Source organism: Streptomyces sp. NPDC048590 (assembly GCF_043199535.1).
GTDB lineage: Bacteria > Actinomycetota > Actinomycetes > Streptomycetales > Streptomycetaceae > Streptomyces.
This window is the reverse complement of the sequence record NZ_JBICWC010000012.1, coordinates 176,481-193,333: the sequence shown is the minus strand read 5'-3', so window position 1 is coordinate 193,333 and position 16,853 is coordinate 176,481. Positions and strand designations below refer to the sequence as shown.

The window sequence follows — 16,853 nt, the reverse complement described above, 5'->3', positions numbered from 1 at the left end:
TGGCGAACATCCCCTTTACGCCGTTCCATCAGCTCTATGTATCGGCCGCCGCACTTCGTATGGTTGGGCGCAGGAAGTCCCGGTACAGCACTCCGCGCCCCACGCCGCGCGCCTTGCGGCGCCGCCCGGATCGCGGCCGAGTACCGGATGTCCCGCTCCCGAACGGAACTCCCGCCTTGCCGTCCGACGCCTTCATACCCGAGCCCCGCTCCTGGCGGATCGAGCTGCCGCACTCGACGGCTGCGGTGCCGATCGCGCGTGCCCTCATCCGCACGGCTCTGGCGGAGCTCGACGCGCCGGCGGACAGCGACACCGCCGAACTGCTGACCGCGGAGCTGGTCGCGAACGCGGTGGAGCACACCGACGGGTCGGGGCCCATCGAGCTGGTCGTCGAGCTCCTGGCCTCCGGTTGCCAGGTGGAGGTGCACGACCACGATCCGGGCCCGCCCGGCAACCTGTCGGGGCTGCTGCCGGACGGTCCACCCGATCCATGGCTGGAGCACGGGCGCGGCCTGCTCCTGATCCGCGCGCTCAGCTCGGCCTGCGGCCACCGCCCCACCGAACACGGCAAGGCGGTCTGGTTCACGCTCCGGTCGAACCACGCGCCGCCGGACGCCCCTGCTCCCCGGAGCTGACGAGCCGGGAACGGCTGCGGCCGTACACCGCGTACACCAGGGAACCCACGGCGAGGAAGACCAGGAACTGCACCCAGGTCGCCCAGCCCGTCCCGTACATCAGGTACAGGCAGAAGCCGACGCCGAGGATCGGGCTGACCGGGTACAGCGGGACGCGGAAGGACCTCTTCAGTCCGGGGTGGCGGCGGCGCAGAACGACGACCGCGACATTGACCACGGCCATCGTGGCCAGGGTGCCGATGGTCGTCAGGTTCACGACGACGTCCAGGGACGAGAACGCCGCCGGAACCGCGAAGACGATCGCCACGATCCAGGTGTTGGCGACGGGCGTGCGGGTCTTCGGCGACACCCGCTCGAAGATCCGGGGGATCAGACCGTCGCGGGACATGGACATGAGGATGCGGGTCTGCCCGTACATCACCGCGAGGACCACGGAGGCGATGGCCACGACCGCGCCGAACGCGATGATCCCGCCACCGATGCTGGATTCGGTGACCTGGTCGACGACGAGCGAGAGCGCCGCCGGCCGGTCGGCCACCTCGTCCGGGCCCAGCGCGCCGATGGCGCCCAGGGCGACCGCGCAGTAGAGCAGCGTGACCACACCGATGCAGATCAGGATGGCGATCGGGATGTTGCGGCGGGGGTTCTTGACCTCCTCACCCGCGGTCGTGATGGCGTCGAACCCGATGTAGGAGAAGAACGCCACCGAGGCGCCCGCGGTGACGCCCGCCATGCCGGCGGGAGCGAAGGGCGAGAGGTGCCCGTCCTCGAAGGCGGTGAAGGCGATCGCGCAGAACGCGACGAGGATGCCGATCTTCAGGACTGCCATCGCGGCCGTCGCACGCGCGCTCTCCCTGACGCCGCGCACCAGGAGGGTCGCCGCCATCATGACCACGACGACCGCCGGGAGGTTGATCACTCCACCGTCACCCGGACCCGCGGAGAGCGCCGTGGGGAGGCTCCAGCCGACGACACTGTCCAGCAGCTCGTTGACGTACTGGCTCCAGCCGACCGCGACGGCCGAGACCGACACGCCGTACTCCAGGAGCAGGCACCAGCCGACGAGGAAGGCGACGCGCTCTCCGAGGGTGGCGTAGGCGAAGGAGTAGGAGCTTCCGGAGACCGGGATGGCGCCGCCCAGCTCGGCGAACGAGAACGCGGTGAAGATGCAGGTGATGGCGGCCAGGACGAACGACACCACGACGGCCGGGCCCGCCTCGGCGACGCTGTCGGACAGGCCGACGAAGATCCCTGTGCCAACGATGGCGCCGACGCCGAAACACACGAGCTGGAACAGCCCCATGGTGCGGCGCAGACCGTGGCCTTCCAGGTCCGCCCCGGACTCGGCGAGGAGGAGTTCGGGGCTCTTGACGCGCGCCCCGGTTCTGCGGGCAGGGCTGTTCGGTGTGGGGGAGGCGGGACTCATGGGGACGGGTCTCTTCTCTGGTGGTGCGGGACAGCAGAGCCTGTGGGGAGCTCTCTCACCTGGGTACATGCCCGGACGGGCACATGAAAAGGGGTTCGGGCATGCGAGCCCGAACCCCACCAAGTAGCACCATCGTAGCCACTTGCACGCATGTTCACCCAATCGGGTGCATGATCATGCGCCGAGATCGCCGCCCGCCAGTGTCGCGACGAGGACCGCCTTGATGGTGTGCATGCGGTTCTCGGCCTCGTCGAAGACGATCGAGTGCGGGGATTCGAAGACCTCGTCGGTGACCTCCAGCTCACTGAGGCCGTGCCGCTCGTGGATCCCCCTGGCCACCTTCGTACCGAGGTCGTGGTACGCGGGGAGGCAGTGCATGAACTTCACGTCGTCGCTCCCCGTGGCACGCAGGACGTCCATGGTGACGGCGTAGGGCGCGAGGGCCGCGATGCGCTCGTCCCAGACCTCCACGGGCTCCCCCATGGAGACCCAGACGTCGGTGACGACGAAGTCGGCGCCCAGGACGCCCTGCGGCACGTCCTCGGTGAGGGTGATCCGCGCGCCGCTGGACTCCGCCAGCTTGCGGGCCCGGTCCACGACCTCCTGCGCCGGCCAGTACGAGGCGGGGGCGACGATCCGGACGTCCATGCCGAGCAGGGCACCGGTGATCAGGTAGGAGTTACCCATGTTGAAACGGGCGTCGCCCAGGTAGGCGTAGGCGATCCGCTCCAGCGGCTTGTCACTGTGCTCGGTCATCGTCAGGACGTCGGCGAGCATCTGGGTGGGGTGCCAGTCGTCGGTGAGTCCGTTGAAGACCGGGACACCGGCGTGGGCGGCCAGCTCCTCGACCGCCTCCTGGCTGTCACCGCGGTACTCGATGCCGTCGAACATCCGGCCGAGCACGCGCGCGGTGTCCTTGACCGACTCCTTGTGCCCCATCTGCGAACCGGACGGGTCGAGGTACGTGGTGGAGGCCCCCTGGTCGGCGGCGGCCACCTCGAAGGCGCAGCGGGTGCGGGTCGAGGTCTTCTCGAAGATCAGCGCGATGTTCCTGCCCTGCAGCCTGCACACCTCCTGGCCCGCCTTCTTGGCGGCCTTGAGCTCGGCGGACAGCGACAGCAGGCCGCGGAACTCCTCGGCCGTGAAGTCCAGCTCCTTGAGGAAATGGCGGCCCTTGAGGTCTATGGCCATGATCACTGCTCCTGGGTCGGACTGAGGGCATACGGACGAGAGTCCTGGAAGTCTATACGAAGCTCCGCATTGCTATTCAGGCCCCTGTTTCGCCGTTGCCGCCGGGCCCGCCGACGCCCCCGGCCCTGGCGCGTCCCGAAGCTCCCGCCTGGCCGGAGGCGCCCCGGCGCCCTACACGGGGTCGCGGACCACGGGGCAGCTCATGCAGCGGGGGCCGCCCCGGCCGCGCCCCAGCTCGCTGCCCCGGATCTCGATGACCTCGATGCCCTCCTTGCGCAGATAGGTGTTGGTGGTGGCGTTCCGCTCGTACGCGACGACGACCCCCGGCTCCACGGCCAGTACGTTGCAGCCGTCGTCCCACTGCTCGCGCTCGGCGGCGTGCACGTCCTGGGTCGCCGTCAGCACCCGGATCGCGTCCAGCCCCAGGGCTGCCGCGATGGCCCGGTGCATGTGCTCGGGCGGATGGTCGGTCACCTTCAGTTCCCGCGGCCCGGTGCCGGGCTCGATCGTGTAGGAGCGCAGCATCCCCAGCCCCGCGTACTGGGTGAAGGTGTCGCCGTCGATCATCGTCATCACCGTGTCGAGGTGCATGAACGCCCGGCGCTTGGGCATGTCCAGGGCCACGATCGTCCGGGCCGATCCCGCGTCGAAGAGCCCTCTGGCCAGCATCTCCACGGCCTGGGGGGTGGTCCGTTCACTCATGCCGATCAGGACGGCGCCCCGCCCGATGACGAGGACGTCGCCGCCCTCGATCGTCGAGGGGTAGTCGTCCTGGCCCTCCGACCAGTGGTGGAAGACACCGGCCTCCGGGCCGGTGAAGAGGGGATGGTGCCGGTAGATGGCCTCGAAGTGCACGGTCTCGCGCTGTCGGGCCGGCCATCGCATGGCGTTGATCGACACGCCGTCGTAGATCCAGGCGGAGGTGTCGCGGGTGAAGATGTGGTTGGGCAGCGGGCTGAGCAGGAAGTCGTCCAGGTCCATGACGTGGAAGCGCACGGAGGTCGGCTCGGCGTGACGCTCGAGGAACTCCCTCTTCGTCATGCCGCCGACCAGCGCCTCGGCCAGTTCGGCGGCGGGCAGGTCGTCGAAGGCGGCGCGCAGGTGCTCGGTGGCCAGCGGCCCGTACTCCTTCTCCGCGAAGACCCGGTCGAGGACGAGCCGCCGTGCGACCGGGATGCCGAGTGACTCCCGGAGGAGATCACCGAAGAGGTGGACCTCGACGCCCCGGTCGCGCAGCACGTCGGCGAACCCGTCGTGCTCCTCCCGGGCACGGCGCACCCACAGCACGTCGTCGAAGAGGAGCGCGTCCTTGTTGCTGGGGGTGAGCCGCTTCAGCTCCAGATCGGGGCGGTGCAGGATGACGCGGCGCAGCCGCCCGGCCTCGGAATCGACATGGAATCCCATGCCTTCATCCTCACCGCGCGCGGCGCCGTTCACCCCGCGAACCGCCCGCCGATTCCGGGCGGATCCCGGTCTTCCCGGCGCCCTCGCCCTACAGCCGGGGGTCGACCGGTTCCGACTCCAGAGCGAGCACCGCGAAGACCGCCTCGTGGATCCGCCAGAGCGGCTCCCCCTCGGCCAGCCGGTCGAGTGCCTCCAGACCGAGTGCGTACTCCCGCAGCGCGAGGGACCGCTTGTGTCCGAGGAACCTCGAACGCAGCCGTTCCAGATGCTCCGGCCGTGTGTACTCGGGGCCGTAGATGATGCGCAGGTACTCCCGGCCGCGCACCTTGATGCCCGGCTGGACGAGCCTGCCCTTGTCGTCCCTGGCCAGTGCGGCGAGCGGTTTGACGACCATGCCCTCGCCGCCGCGACCGGTCATCTCCAGCCACCAGTCGGTACCCGCCCGCACGGACTCCTCGTCCCCGGTGTCGACGACGAGGCGCCGGGTGACCTGGAGCAGCCCTGTCGGGTCGTGCTCGACGAGCCGGTCCAGCCAGGCGAGTTGCTCGTCGTGCGGTACGGCGGCGAGGGAGCGTCCCTGCACCGCGAGGATCTGGAACGGTGCCAGCCGGACTCCGTCGAGCCCCTCGGTGCTCCAGCAGTAGCGCCGGTATGCCTCGGTGAACGCGGCGGCGTCCGCCGCGCGTTCCCTCTGCCGGCCGGCGAGGGCGTCCACGTCGATCCCGCGGGCGGCCGCCGCTGCCAGGGCGTCCCGCGCCACGGGCAGGGCCGCGCCCGCCGCCGCCCCGACCGCCGCGTACTGCGAGCGCAGCAGCCCGGCGGCCTTGAGGGACCAGGGCATCAGCTCGGCGTCGAGCAGCACCCAGTCGGTGTTCCACTCCTCCCAGAGTCCGGCGGCGGTGACCGCCGCACGCAGCCTGCCGAGCACCACCTCGGTGAGGGCGGTGTCGTCCAGGAACGGCCGTCCGGTACGGGTGTACAGGGCGCCGGTGGGTCCTCCCGCGCCGGGAGCGTCGGAGGTGCCCCCGGTCCCGAAGCGCTCCCGCGCGGTGTCCGCGTCCCGGCAGACCAGGGCCACGGCGCGCGAGCCCATGTGCTTCTCCTCGCAGACGACCTTGGACACCCCGTCGGCGCGGTACTGGGCGAAGGCCTCGGCCGGGTGCTCCAGGAAGCCCTCCTCCCGTGAGGTGGCCGTCGGGGCCATGGTCGGCGGGAGGTAGGCCAGCAGTCTGGGGTCGACCGCGAAGCGGCTCATCACCTCGAGCGCCGCTGCCGCATTCTCCTCGCGTACCGCGAGGCGTCCCATGTGCCGGGTCTCCACGACGCGACGGCCGCGCACGTCGGTGAGGTCGAGCGGCCTGCCCTCCCGTCCCCCGGGTGCCTCGGTGGCCAGCGGCTTCACGGGCTCGTACCAGACGCGCTCGGCGGGTACGTCGACGATCTCGCGTTCCGGCCAGCGCAGCGCGGTCATCCGCCCGCCGAAGACGGCTCCGGTGTCCAGGCAGAGGGTGTTGTTCACCCACGATGCGACGGGCACGGGCGTGTGGCCGTAGACCACGGCGGCACTCCCCCGGTAGTCCTCGGCCCACGGGTAGCGCACCGGCAGGCCGAACTCGTCGGTCTCACCGGTCGTCTCGCCGTAGAGCGCGTGCGAACGGACGCGTCCGGAGGTGCGCCCGTGGTACTTCTCGGGCAGGCCGGCGTGGCAGACGACCAGCTTCCCGCCGTCCAGGACGTAGTGGCTGACCAGTCCGTCGATGAACTCCGCCACCTGCTCGCGGAACTCGGGGTGCTCGGCGTCCTCGCGCTCCAGCTGCTCGATGGTCTCGGCGAGGCCGTGGCTGTGCTGGACCTTGCGTCCCTTGAGATAGCGGCCGAGCTTGTTCTCGTGGTTGCCGGGAACGCACAGGGCGTTGCCCGAGGTCACCATGGACATGACGCGGCGCAGTACGCCCGGGCTGTCGGGGCCCCGGTCGACGAGGTCGCCTACGAACACCGCGGTGCGTCCCTCGGGGTGCGCGCCGTCCTTGTAGCCGAGTTCGGCCAGCAGGGTGTCGAGTTCGGAGCTGCAGCCGTGGATGTCGCCGATGATGTCGAAGGGGCCGGTGAGGTGCCGGAGGTCGTTGTAGCGACGTTCCAGGACGACCTCGGCACTGTCGGCCTCCTCCTCCGTGCGCAGGACGTGCACCTTGCGGAAGCCTTCGCGCTCCAGACCGCGCAGCGAGCGGCGCAGCTCACGCCGGTGGCGCTGTACGACGTGACGCGGCATGTGGGCCCGGTCGGGGCGAGCTGCGTTGCGGGCCTGGCAGACCTCCTCCGGGAGGTCGAGCACGATGGCGATGGGCAGCACGTCGTACTGCCTGGCCAGCTGTACGAGCTGCTTGCGGCTCTCGGGCTGCACGTTGGTGGCGTCCACGACCGTGAGTCGGCCCGCGGCCAGGCGCTTGCCCGCGATGTAGTGCAGCACGTCGAAGGCGTCACCGCTGACGCTCTGGTCGTTCTCGTCGTCGGCGACGAGCCCTCGGCAGAAGTCGGAGGAGATCACCTCCGTCGGTTTGAAGTGCCTGCGGGCGAAGGTGGACTTGCCCGATCCGCTGGCCCCGACGAGGACGACGAGGGACAGGTCGGTCACCGGCAGTACGCGCGAGGTACCGGTCATGCGGCGTTCGCCTCCTTCGTCTTCTCGGCGGCCGCGGTCATGGTGAACACGGCCATCTGCGTGGGCGGCCCCACCTCGGGGTCCTCGGGTCCTACGGGTACGAACTCGACCGTGTAGCCGTGGCGTCCGGCGACCTGCCCGGCCCACCGCGCGAACTCGGCCCTGGTCCACTCGAACCGGTGGTCGCCGTGGCGGACGTGCCCGGCGGGGAGCGTCTCCCACCGGACGTTGTACTCGACGTTGGGCGTCGTCACGAGCACGGTCCGGGGCCTGGCCGAGCCGAACACCGCGTATTCCAGAGCCGGCAGGCGTGGAAGGTCGAGATGTTCGATCACCTCGCTCAGCACGGCGGCGTCGTACCCCTTCAGTCTCTTGTCCGTGTAGGTGAGCGCCCCCTGGAGGAGGGTGATCCGCCCGGCCTGGCGCTCGCCCATCCGGTCGATCCTGAGCCGGCGTGCGGCGAGGGTGAGGGCGCGCATCGACACGTCCACACCGACGATCTCCGTGAAGCGCGCGTCCTTGAGGAGTGCCTGTACCAACTGGCCCTGGCCGCAGCCCAGGTCGAGCACCCTGCCCGCACCCGCGGTGCGCAGTGCCTCCAGGATCGCCTCACGGCGCCGCTCGGCGAGCGGTACCGGACGCTCCTCGGTGTCGGTGGTCTCGTCCACCGCGTTGTCGACGCTCTCCACCTCGAGGTCGTCCGTCTCCGCCAGCCTGACCAGTTCGAGCCGCTCCGTCGCCTGCCGGGTGAGCCCGGCGCGGCGGGAGAGGTAGCGGCTGGTGATGAGACGCCGCTCGGGGTGGACCGCCAGCCAGCCCTCACCGGCACGCAGCAGTTTGTCCACCTCGTCGGGTGCGACCCAGTAGTGCTTCGCGTCGTCGAGCACCGGCAGCAGCACGTACAGCTGCCGCAGGGCGTCGGCGAGTCGCAGCTCCCCTTCCAGAGCGAGCCGTACGTAGCGCGAGTCGCCCCACTCCGGAAAGTGTTCGTCCAGTGGCAGGGCCTCGGCCTCGACCTGTGACCAGCCCAGCGGGGCGAAGAGCTTGCGGACGAGCTCCGCACCACCGCGGGCGGGCAGCACGGGAACCTCCACGCGCAGCGGCATCGCTTCCCGGGCACGCTCGGGCATGGACCGGCACACGCCGTTCAGCGCGGACTTGAACACCGTCGTCATCGCCACCGCCAGCAGCGACGAGGCCGCGTAGGGGCGGTCGTTGACGTACTGGGCGAGCGCGGCGTCGGGTGCTCCGCCCCGGCCCTTGCCCTTGCCCCTGCGCACCAGCGCCACCGGATCGACCTCCAGCAGCAGCGCCGCTGTACAGCGCTCCGCGGACGCCTCGGGGTAGAAGACGTGCGCGGTGCCGTGCGAGGTGGAGAACGTCTGCGCCTTGTCGGGATGCTTGTGCAGCAGGTAGCCGAGGTCGGTGGCGGGACGCTCCGGGGTGCCGGTCGTGCTGATAGTCAGGAACACGTGTCCGAGTATGGTGCGACCGCCCGCTCCCCACCAGGCATTTTCATGCCCCCGGGCGCAGTCGTTCCGCCAGCGCCGCGATCGAGGACGGACCGACCCGGCAGCAGCCTCCGACCAGCCGCGCCCCGGCACGCTGCCAGCCGCGCACCCTGCCGGCCTCGAAGGTTCCGCTCCCCGTCCAGCGCCGGGCGCCGGCGTCCCAGCGCTCCCCGCTGTTCGGGTACACGACCACGGGCTTTCCGCTCACCTCGGCCGCCGTCTCCACCGCACGGTCCGCGTCGGCCGGATCGCAGCAGTTGACCCCCACGGCCACCACCTGGTCGACACCTGCGGCGAGCCCGAACGCCTCGGCCAGCGGCTGGCCCGCACGCGTCCGGTCCCCCGCGACGCTGTACGAGAGCCATACCGGCACATCCAGCTCCTGGACCACCTCCAGCAGTGCCTCGGCCTCCAGGACGTCCGGCACCGTCTCCAGTGCCAGCGCGTCGGGGCCTGCTTCCGCCAGGGTCCGCGCCCGGGGCCGGTGGAAGCGCACCAGCTCGCGGACGGTCAGGCCGTACCGGCCGCGGTACTCGCTGCCGTCCGCGAGCATCGCCCCGTAGGGACCGACCGACGCGGCCACCCAGTGCTCGCTGCCCGTCACCGCACCCGCCCGCCGGGCTGCCTCGACGCTTCCCGCCAGCAGGGCAGCGGCACGGTCCGCGCCGACCCCCTGCCGCGCGAACCCTTCGAACGTCGCCTGGTAACTGGCGGTGATGAGCACCTGCGCGCCCGCCCGGGCGTAGGCCGCGTGGGCGGCCTCGATCTGATGGGGCGCGTCCGCCAGAAGACGGGCCGACCACAGGGAGCCCGAAAGATCGCAGCCCTGCGCCTCCAGCTGATTGGAGAGCCCGCCGTCCAGCAGGACGGTGCCCTCGGCGAGCGCCTCGCCTAGGGTCCGGCCGGCCGGACCGACCGGCGTCCGAGAGGTGTCCATCGGTTCCTCCACTTCCGGTGCCGCCGGAGCCCGTGGAACCGGCGGCCACGATCCGGCTCGTGCCCGCCGCACGGCGCGGAGTGCCGCTTCCGCACCACGCGGAGGGACGCTCCGCCCGCGCCGCACGGTCGGTGCCGCCTCCGGCCGTTCCGAGCCCTGGCCGCCGCGGGGACACCCCCCCTTCTCAGCTCAGCTGCGACTGGACCTGCGCCGAGATCAGTTCCAGGTGCTCCAGGTCGTGCAGGTCCAGAACCTGGAGGTAGATGCGTGACGACCCGATCGCGGCGTACCGGCCGATCTTGTCGACCACTTCGGCGGGCGAGCCGGCCAGCCCGTTCGCCTTGATCTCCTCGACCTCCCGTCCGATGGCTTCGGCGCGCCTGGCGACTTCCGCGTCGTTCTTCCCGACGCACACCACAAGGGCGTTGGAGTACACGAGGTCGTCAGGGGAGCGCCCTGCTTCGACGGCCGCGTCCCTGACCCTGCCGAACTGCTTCTCGCTGTCCTCGATCGACGCGAAGGGGATGTTGAACTCATCGGCGTACCGGGCGGCGAGCCGAGGGGTACGGACCGCTCCGTGCCCTCCGATCAGCACCGGCACCTTCGCCTGGGCGGGCTTCGGCAGTGCGGGCGAGTCGGTGAGTTGGTAATAGGTGCCGTCGTAGCTGAACGTCTTGCCGGTCTCCGTCCCCCACAGGCCTGTGACGATCGCCAACTGCTCTTCGAGGCGGCCGAACTTCTCCTTCGGGAAGGGAATGCCGTACGCCTTGTGCTCCTCCTCGAACCAGCCCGCTCCCAGCCCGAGCTCGACGCGTCCACCGGACATCTGGTCGACCTGGGCGACCTGGATGGCCAGCACCCCGGGCAGACGGAAGGTGCCCGCCGTCATCAGCGTGCCGAGGCGGATCCGCTTGGTCTCCCTGGCGAGGCCGGCGAGAGTGATCCACGCGTCGGTGGGGCCGGGCAGTCCGTCACCGGAGCCCATGCGGAGGTAGTGGTCCGACCTGTAGAAGGCGTCGAAGCCGAGGTCCTCGGTGGCCTTGGCGACGGTGAGCAGGTTGTCATAGCTCGCCCCTTGCTGGGGCTCGGTGAAGATGCGAAGATCCATGCCTCCATCCTGCACCTTCGAAACCGCCGAGCCCCGCGTCCCCTGTCTACCTCCCCCGGCCGGTCAGCCCGGCGTACCCTTACGGCCGCCCGCTCAGGGACCGCGCGCTCACGCCTGGCCGGCCGCGGAACCGGCCGACCCTTTGAGGACGCCGTACGGGCCGTCGCGCTCCCGGTCCGGACCGCGGGCGCGCTCCCTGTCCGCCGCGTGTTCCGCAAGCCGTCTCAGCATCGCGTGGACCCGGTCCACCGACTCGTCGACGGCGTCTATGGCCTCGATGCACTGCCAGTAGAGCCCTTCCTCGTCCGTGCCGCAGGCGACGCCCACCAGGGCGATCCCCGCCTCGCCGAGGAGCAGGACGAGAGCACCCAGCGCGCCTGCCACATGAGTCACTTCGGTCAGCTGCGCGGCCCTCACGCCTCCCGCCGGCACCATCGGGTGGTCGAGCGCCGCGCTGCCCAGAGCGCAGGTCTCGCTGAGCCCGCGCGCCTCCGTCCGTAATTCCACCGGCCCGCTCCGCGCCAGCTGCCCTCCGACCGCCCTGGCCAGCGCCTGGGCCTGCCACGCCTCCGCCATGACGGCCGGCACCCCCCGGCTTTCCGCCAGGGCACGCCGGCCCGCCTCGATCAGCCGCTCCGCTTCCATGCGATTCCCCCGTCATCGATGCCACGTGCGCGAAACCCGCTCACCTCTTCATTACCCACAGTGAGGGGTGCAGCACATGAATGCCAGAGGAAATCGGAAATCTGTGGACAGGGATCGGATTGTGGACAAGTCGATCACTCCGAAGAGTGACGATCGTGGGGCCCGGCTCCCTCTGGGGCCGGAAAACGGGTCTCGTTCCGGTCGATTTTGGCCGCGAGGGCCGCCAGAACGTCGATCTCCAGTACCTCGCAGAACTGCAGCAGGTAGGCGAGCACGTCCGCCACCTCGTCCCTGACGCGGAATGCCGTCGCGGGGTCGTCCATCACCCGTGCCGACTGCTCCGGTGTCAGCCACTGGAAGATCTCCAGGAGTTCGGATGCCTCGACACTCAGCGCCGCGGAGAGGTTCTTGGGCGTGTGGTAGGGCTCCCAGTCGCGGGAGGCCGCGAAGTCGGCCAGTCGCCGCTGCAGTTGGGCTACATCCAGTTCCGTCACGCCGCCAGGTCTATCACTCCGGCGACCCCGCTCCCGACGGCCCACCCGTCCGACCGTCCCGCTCCCGACGGCCCACTCGCCCCACGTCCCGGTGCCGTCGCCTGTACCGGCCACCTCACGCGCCGGACGCCACCGGCCGCACCGGTGCCACGCCCACGCGCCACGATCGGCGTCGGCCGAGCGAGGTCCGGCCGTGCCGGGGCGGGCGCGGAGCGGCTCCTGCCGGAACGGCGCCGCCGCGGAGGCGACCTCAGCACCCCGCCGCGCCCCGTGAACCGCTCCGCCCGCGCCTCCCGCCTACGGCTGGGTCACCGCCGCGGCCGCAGCCCCCTCGACCTCCATGCCCACCGGTGCGAGCAGGAAGACATTGCGGTCCACGCGGTGCATCCCGCTGCCGAGCCCGAAGACCACACCGCTGCTGAAGTCCAGAATCCGCTTCGCCACGTCGTTCTCGGCGCCGGTGAGATCCAGCAGGACCGGGATCTGGGCCACCAGATACTCGGCAACTTCACGCGCGTCCGCGAACACCTGGACCCGGAGGACGACCATGCGGCGCTGCTCGGCCGACTCCTGGTCCGGCACCGTCCGGTGGTCGACCCGTGACGGCCATTCGTTACGGCCCCTCAGGGGCACGACCTGGGCGAGCCCTTCCCACTGCTCGTCGGTGGCGTCGTACCTGTCGTACCTGTCGTACCTGCTCACAGGACCACCCCGTCCGTATGCCGGTTGGCCGTGCGCCGGCTGCGCTCGCTGTTCATCGGGCAATTCTCTCGCCCCTCACCCGTTCGGCGTACCACCGACACGGGCCGGAACACGATCGGACATGTCCGTCACGGCGCGCCGCCCTGGTCGGACAGGGTCGCGAGAGGGGTGAAACGGGCCGGCAGGTGGGCCAGGGCACGGTGGAACGGGCCGGGCCTCCAGACCAGCTCGCCCGGGTCCACGGCGAGTTCCAGATCACAGAGCTGGCTGGTGAGCTGCTCGATCGCGGTCATCGCCATCAGCAACGCGGGCTGCTTGGCGGGGCAGCGGTGCGGGCCGGTGGACCACGACAGGTGGGCACCGTCACCGGATCGCACCGCCGGGTCCCGCACGGAGGACGGCGACTGTGTGTTGGCGGCGGCGTAGGAGACCAGGACCAACTGCCCGGCGCGCAGCGCGACACCGTGGAACTCGGTGTCGTGACGCGGGTAGTGCGCCCCCAGGTTGGCCATGGGCGGATCGCGCCAGAGCACCTCGTCCACCGCTTCGCGGGCGGTGAGGGCGCCGCCGTGGAGGGAGCCGCCGTCCCCCGAGGCGAGCATGCCGAGCAGCGCGTTGCCGATCAGATTGGTCGTGGGCTCGTGTCCCGCGCTCATGATCAGCGTGATCTGACGGACCGCCTCCTCGTCGTCGAGGCCTGCGGGGTGGTCGAGCAGGTAGGTGGTGAGGTCCCTGCCCGGCCTGCGTCGCCTCGCCGAGACGAGGGACGAGATGACGTCGACGAGATCCTCGTACGCCGCCTTGGCGTCTGCCGCCGGGTTCATCATTCCGCTGGTTCCCCGGACCACGCGTTCGGCGTCGTCCTGCGCCACGCCGAAGGAGGCGGTGAAGACGTGGAGGGGGAGCCGACGGGCGTACTGCGCGATGAGGTCGCAGGTGCCGGAGGCCGCGAAGTCGGCGATCAGCCGCTGTGCGACCTCGGCGACCTCGGCACGCAGCAGGTGGGGCTCGACCAGCGCGAGGGTGTCGTTGATCGCCTCGCGGTAGCGGGCGTGGACGGCGCCGTCGCTGAAGAGCGCGGTGGGCCGGTGGCCGAGCACCGGCAGGACCGGCGAGTCCGGGGGGACGTTCGCCTGCCAGGCGCGTGGGTCCTTGGAGAAGGTGTCGGTGTCACGCAACAGGTCGACGGCGGCGTGGTAGTCGGTGACCAGCATCGCGTCGATGCCCGGGGCGATGCGCACCCGGGCCAGCGGCCCCTGGTCGCGCAGCCGGCGGTAGTGGTCGTGCGGATCGGCGGCGAAGGCCGGCCCGTACAGCGCGAGGGGTTCGAGGAGCGAGGGCGCGCTGCCGGACGTGGGTGAGGTCATGGCGATTCCTGGGACGCGGGCATGCGGTTCAGGGCGTGCTCGGCGAGGGCGATCAGGGCGTCGATGCCGCCTTGGCGTTCGCGGGCGTCGCACTGCACGAGCGGGGTACGGGCGTCGAGGTCGAGGTGCTTGCGCAGAACCTCGTCGGCGTGGGCCGGGGCGTCGGGGAAGCGGTTGACCGCGACGGCGTAGGGAAGCCCTTGCTCCTCCACCATGTCCATGACGGCGAAGGAGTCCTCGAGCCGGCGGGTGTCCACCATCACGAGAGCACCGAGGGCGCCTCGGGCGATGTCCTCCCAGAGGGGGAAGAACCGTTCCTGGCCGGGGGTGCCGAACATGTACAGCACGAGGTCGTTCTGGACGGTGAGGCGTCCGAAGTCGACGGCGACGGTGGTCGTGCTCTTCTCCGGAAGGCCTGCGGTGTCGTCGAGTCCCGTACTGGACTGCGTCATCGCCTCTTCCGTGTGCAGGGTCGGGATCTCCGACAGCGTACGGATCAGGGTGGTCTTGCCCACGCCGAAGGGCCCCGTGACCACGAGCTTCATCAGGGTCTCGGCGGCGCTCGGCAGATAGCCGACGCCGCCTCGGTCAGTGGAGGGAACGGAGTCCAACGAGCAGCCTCTCGACGAGCGACCGGTCGATCTCACCGGCGCTGGGTATCGGTGGTCGAGCGTGCAGATGTCCTGACGCCACGAGGTCCGTGGCCAGGAAGACCGTCGCGCTGACCGGCAGTTCCAGATGTGCGGCGCATTCGACGACCGTGAGGGCTCCCGGTTCCAGGAGTCCGCACAGCCTGCGCTGCTCCCCGCCGGCGTTCGCCGGCAGGGACGAGTCCGTGCGTACGAGCACGGCGAGCCGGTCGAGCGCGGGGCCGGTGGGCGCTGAGCGGCCACCGGTGACCAGATAGGCGGGGATCAGGCGGCGCCCTGGGCCGGGGTTCATGGCCGGGCGGCAGCGTCCGGTTGGCGGGTGGGGGCGTGCATGGCACGGGTCAGCGCGGTGACCTGTACCTGCATCTGGTACGCGATGTTCCCCAGGTGTGCGTCGGGAGCCGCGAACAGGGCGAGCGTGGTGTTCTTCCCGGCCGGCACGACGACGGCGAAGCCGAGATCGGACTCGACCACCGTCTGTGCCAGCCGGGGGGCCTCGGCGTCGGTGAAGGCCGTGGTGAAGGCGCGGGCGGCGGCGTGCAGGGTGGCCGTCATCGCCGCGACCCGCTCGGCGGACGCACGGTCCAGGCCCGGTGAGGCGCCCTCGACCAGACCGTCGCCGGTGGCGACCACGGCATGCTGCACGCCGGGCAGTTCCAGCAGCGGGGTCAGCACCCAGGCGAGATCACCGGCGGTGGGGGTGGCGCTCACGTCTCGTCTTCTCCTTGGTCGTCCGATCGGTTTGCTGAGGGAGCCGGCTCAGGCGGCGCGGGCGCGGCCTCCCTGCCGCCGACGGTGCCCTTCTGGAGGGCGGACCAGGCCGCACCTGCTTGTTCGGGAGTCCTGAGCGGGGGCTCTTCGGCCTGCCGCGGCTCGGCGGGGGCGGCCGGCGTGAGGCTCGCCCTGCGTGATCTGCGGCGCCGGGTGGGGAGTTCACCCGTGGGCCCCGTACTCTCGCCCACCGGCGTGTCCCCGGCGGGCTTCGCGGTCGCGGCGGTCTCCTCAGCCGGAACCGGGGGTTCGGGGGTCTCGGGGTCCGCGGGCCTGGCCCGCACCGGCTCCGGCACGAGCACGGACAGGGTGCGGTCGTCGTCGATCACGGTGAGCAGATGGGACGGGATGCGCAGCATCGCGCGCATCCCGCCGTACGGGGAGGACTCGATGTGGCAGCTGAAGCCGTAGCGCTCGATGAGCCTCCCGACGACGGCGAAGCCGGTCTGCGGCGGATCGCCGAGTTCGGTGAGGAGCACCTCGGACGGGCCCGACAACAGTGCGCGGGCGCGTTTGAGGGCGTCGTCGTCCATGCCGATTCCGGCGTCGTCGACCAGGATCAGGGCGCCGCGCCCCGGCGTCTGCTGAACCGTCACCGGCACCTCGGTGTCCGGGTGCGAGTACGCGGTCGCGTTGGCCAGCAGTTCGGCGAGGGCGATCGCCAGCGGCTCGGCGACACGCGCGACCAGGGCCAGCCGCTCCTGGCGCAGATGGTTGGCGACCTTGACGCGTTCGTACCCGGCGACCCGCGACTGGGCCCCGAGCACCACTTCCACGAGCGATGAGTTCTGCCGGGCGAGGCCCGGCCAGGCGTCGCAGAGGACGGCGGTGGCCTGGGTGCGGCGCAGCGCCAGTTCGTTGCGGAAGTCGAGCTGCAGGATCCTCGGGTCGTCGTACTCGTGCTGGAGTTCCTGCAGCAGGTGCTGCGACTGGTTGAGCAGCGACTGGATCTTGGCGGAGGTGCCGCGCATGGCCGACCGCGCCGCCGCGTCGACCCGTACGCGCTCCTCGAGAACCGCGGTGCGCGCGGCCTCCACCGCCAGCGTCAGGAGCCGTGCGGCGTCGCCCTCGATGTCCGCGGCTTCGCGCAGTCCCGGTACGGGTGCGGCGCGGTGGGAGAGCGCGGTCGCGGCCGCGGGTATCCGCTTCAGGGCCAGCTGGCGGATCTCCTCCGTGAGGGCGAGGGTCCGGGCTTCGGCGGCCCTTGCCTGACGTTCCGTCAGTTCAGCGCGGGCCGAGGCTCCGTAGGCGTCCCGCCTGGCCTGGTGCATGCGGGCCGTCGACCAGAGCGCCACGGCCACTGCGGCCAGGGCCACGATCCATGCGAGCACGGCGTCACCGCGTTTCTGTCGT

Annotated in this window: 16 protein-coding genes; 1 reads left to right on the top strand and 15 read right to left on the bottom strand. The window is 71.1% G+C overall.

The window, feature by feature from the left end; all coding sequences use genetic code 11:
• Positions 1-176: 176 nt before the first annotated feature.
• A complete protein-coding gene (locus tag ACGFNN_RS30555) occupies positions 177-635 on the top strand; it encodes an ATP-binding protein (RefSeq protein WP_362666591.1) in 459 nt (152 codons plus the stop codon).
• Here ACGFNN_RS30555 and ACGFNN_RS30550 read toward each other — a convergent pair.
• The 15 genes from ACGFNN_RS30550 to ACGFNN_RS30480 all read right to left on the bottom strand — a co-directional run bounded on the left by ACGFNN_RS30550 (position 583) and on the right by ACGFNN_RS30480 (position 16,831).
• On the bottom strand, positions 583-2,061 hold the full coding sequence (locus ACGFNN_RS30550) for an amino acid permease (RefSeq protein WP_393560776.1): 1,479 nt from the start codon (positions 2,059-2,061) through the stop codon (positions 583-585). The two genes, ACGFNN_RS30555 and ACGFNN_RS30550, sit on opposite strands and share 53 nt — an antisense overlap.
• A 174-nt stretch (positions 2,062-2,235) precedes the next feature.
• Entirely contained in the window at positions 2,236-3,252 is a 1,017-nt protein-coding gene (argF, locus tag ACGFNN_RS30545) for an ornithine carbamoyltransferase (protein ID WP_362539739.1), read from the bottom strand.
• A gap of 171 nt (positions 3,253-3,423) precedes the next feature.
• Positions 3,424-4,656, bottom strand: a complete 1,233-nt coding sequence (locus tag ACGFNN_RS30540) for an arginine deiminase (protein ID WP_393560774.1) — start codon at positions 4,654-4,656, stop codon at positions 3,424-3,426.
• Between the two features lie 88 nt (positions 4,657-4,744).
• On the bottom strand, positions 4,745-7,315 hold the full coding sequence (locus ACGFNN_RS30535; protein ID WP_393560773.1) for a polynucleotide kinase-phosphatase: 2,571 nt from the start codon (positions 7,313-7,315) through the stop codon (positions 4,745-4,747).
• Positions 7,312-8,787 carry a 3' terminal RNA ribose 2'-O-methyltransferase Hen1 gene (locus ACGFNN_RS30530; RefSeq protein ID WP_393560771.1) on the bottom strand — a complete coding sequence of 492 codons (1,476 nt, stop codon included), beginning with the start codon at positions 8,785-8,787 and terminating at the stop codon, positions 7,312-7,314. Before ACGFNN_RS30530 ends, ACGFNN_RS30535 begins: the two co-directional genes overlap by 4 nt.
• Before the next feature lie 43 nt (positions 8,788-8,830).
• On the bottom strand, positions 8,831-9,763 hold the full coding sequence (gene mmuM / locus ACGFNN_RS30525) for a homocysteine S-methyltransferase (RefSeq protein WP_393560769.1): 933 nt from the start codon (positions 9,761-9,763) through the stop codon (positions 8,831-8,833).
• A gap of 184 nt (positions 9,764-9,947) precedes the next feature.
• The gene (locus ACGFNN_RS30520) at positions 9,948-10,871 is read right to left on the bottom strand and encodes an LLM class F420-dependent oxidoreductase (protein WP_365090428.1); all 924 of its coding nucleotides are present in this window, start codon (positions 10,869-10,871) and stop codon (positions 9,948-9,950) included.
• 108 nt (positions 10,872-10,979) lie between these two features.
• Positions 10,980-11,516 carry a DUF6099 family protein gene (locus ACGFNN_RS30515; protein WP_393560767.1) on the bottom strand — a complete coding sequence of 179 codons (537 nt, stop codon included), beginning with the start codon at positions 11,514-11,516 and terminating at the stop codon, positions 10,980-10,982.
• Positions 11,517-11,650: 134 nt separating this feature from the next.
• Positions 11,651-12,010: a nucleotide pyrophosphohydrolase gene (locus ACGFNN_RS30510; RefSeq protein ID WP_393560765.1), complete on the bottom strand. Its 360-nt coding sequence runs from the start codon at positions 12,008-12,010 to the stop codon at positions 11,651-11,653.
• Positions 12,011-12,307: 297 nt separating this feature from the next.
• Positions 12,308-12,712: a cell division protein SepF gene (locus tag ACGFNN_RS30505; protein ID WP_362539714.1), complete on the bottom strand. Its 405-nt coding sequence runs from the start codon at positions 12,710-12,712 to the stop codon at positions 12,308-12,310.
• A gap of 128 nt (positions 12,713-12,840) precedes the next feature.
• Positions 12,841-14,079 (bottom strand): cytochrome P450, encoded by a 1,239-nt coding sequence (locus ACGFNN_RS30500; RefSeq protein ID WP_393560763.1) that lies wholly within the window; start codon positions 14,077-14,079, stop codon positions 12,841-12,843.
• Positions 14,076-14,690, bottom strand: coding sequence for an ATP/GTP-binding protein (locus ACGFNN_RS30495; RefSeq protein ID WP_393560761.1), 615 nt, complete (start codon positions 14,688-14,690; stop codon positions 14,076-14,078). The genes ACGFNN_RS30500 and ACGFNN_RS30495 overlap by 4 nt, the downstream gene beginning before the upstream one ends.
• A complete protein-coding gene (locus ACGFNN_RS30490) occupies positions 14,668-15,021 on the bottom strand; it encodes a DUF742 domain-containing protein (RefSeq protein WP_362666627.1) in 354 nt (117 codons plus the stop codon). Before ACGFNN_RS30490 ends, ACGFNN_RS30495 begins: the two co-directional genes overlap by 23 nt.
• The gene (locus tag ACGFNN_RS30485; protein ID WP_362666629.1) at positions 15,018-15,440 is read right to left on the bottom strand and encodes a roadblock/LC7 domain-containing protein; all 423 of its coding nucleotides are present in this window, start codon (positions 15,438-15,440) and stop codon (positions 15,018-15,020) included. The genes ACGFNN_RS30490 and ACGFNN_RS30485 overlap by 4 nt, the downstream gene beginning before the upstream one ends.
• Complete coding sequence (locus tag ACGFNN_RS30480) at positions 15,437-16,831, bottom strand: ATP-binding protein (RefSeq protein WP_393560759.1); 1,395 nt, start codon at positions 16,829-16,831, stop codon at positions 15,437-15,439. The genes ACGFNN_RS30485 and ACGFNN_RS30480 overlap by 4 nt, the downstream gene beginning before the upstream one ends.
• Positions 16,832-16,853 lie beyond the last annotated feature (22 nt).

Excerpts from the sequence above, each read along its gene's own strand:
- mmuM (WP_393560769.1), bottom strand. The coding sequence starts at position 9,763 with ATGGACACCTCTCGGACGCCGGTCGGTCCGGCCGGCCGGACCCTAGGC.
- ACGFNN_RS30520 (WP_365090428.1), bottom strand. The coding sequence starts at position 10,871 with ATGGATCTTCGCATCTTCACCGAGCCCCAGCAAGGGGCGAGCTATGAC.
- ACGFNN_RS30540 (WP_393560774.1), bottom strand. The coding sequence starts at position 4,656 with ATGGGATTCCATGTCGATTCCGAGGCCGGGCGGCTGCGCCGCGTCATC.
- ACGFNN_RS30500 (WP_393560763.1), bottom strand. The coding sequence starts at position 14,079 with ATGACCTCACCCACGTCCGGCAGCGCGCCCTCGCTCCTCGAACCCCTC.
- argF (WP_362539739.1), bottom strand. The coding sequence starts at position 3,252 with ATGGCCATAGACCTCAAGGGCCGCCATTTCCTCAAGGAGCTGGACTTC.
- ACGFNN_RS30515 (WP_393560767.1), bottom strand. The coding sequence starts at position 11,516 with ATGGAAGCGGAGCGGCTGATCGAGGCGGGCCGGCGTGCCCTGGCGGAA.
- ACGFNN_RS30490 (WP_362666627.1), bottom strand. The coding sequence starts at position 15,021 with ATGAACCCCGGCCCAGGGCGCCGCCTGATCCCCGCCTATCTGGTCACC.
- ACGFNN_RS30535 (WP_393560773.1), bottom strand. The coding sequence starts at position 7,315 with ATGACCGGTACCTCGCGCGTACTGCCGGTGACCGACCTGTCCCTCGTC.
- ACGFNN_RS30550 (WP_393560776.1), bottom strand. The coding sequence starts at position 2,061 with ATGAGTCCCGCCTCCCCCACACCGAACAGCCCTGCCCGCAGAACCGGG.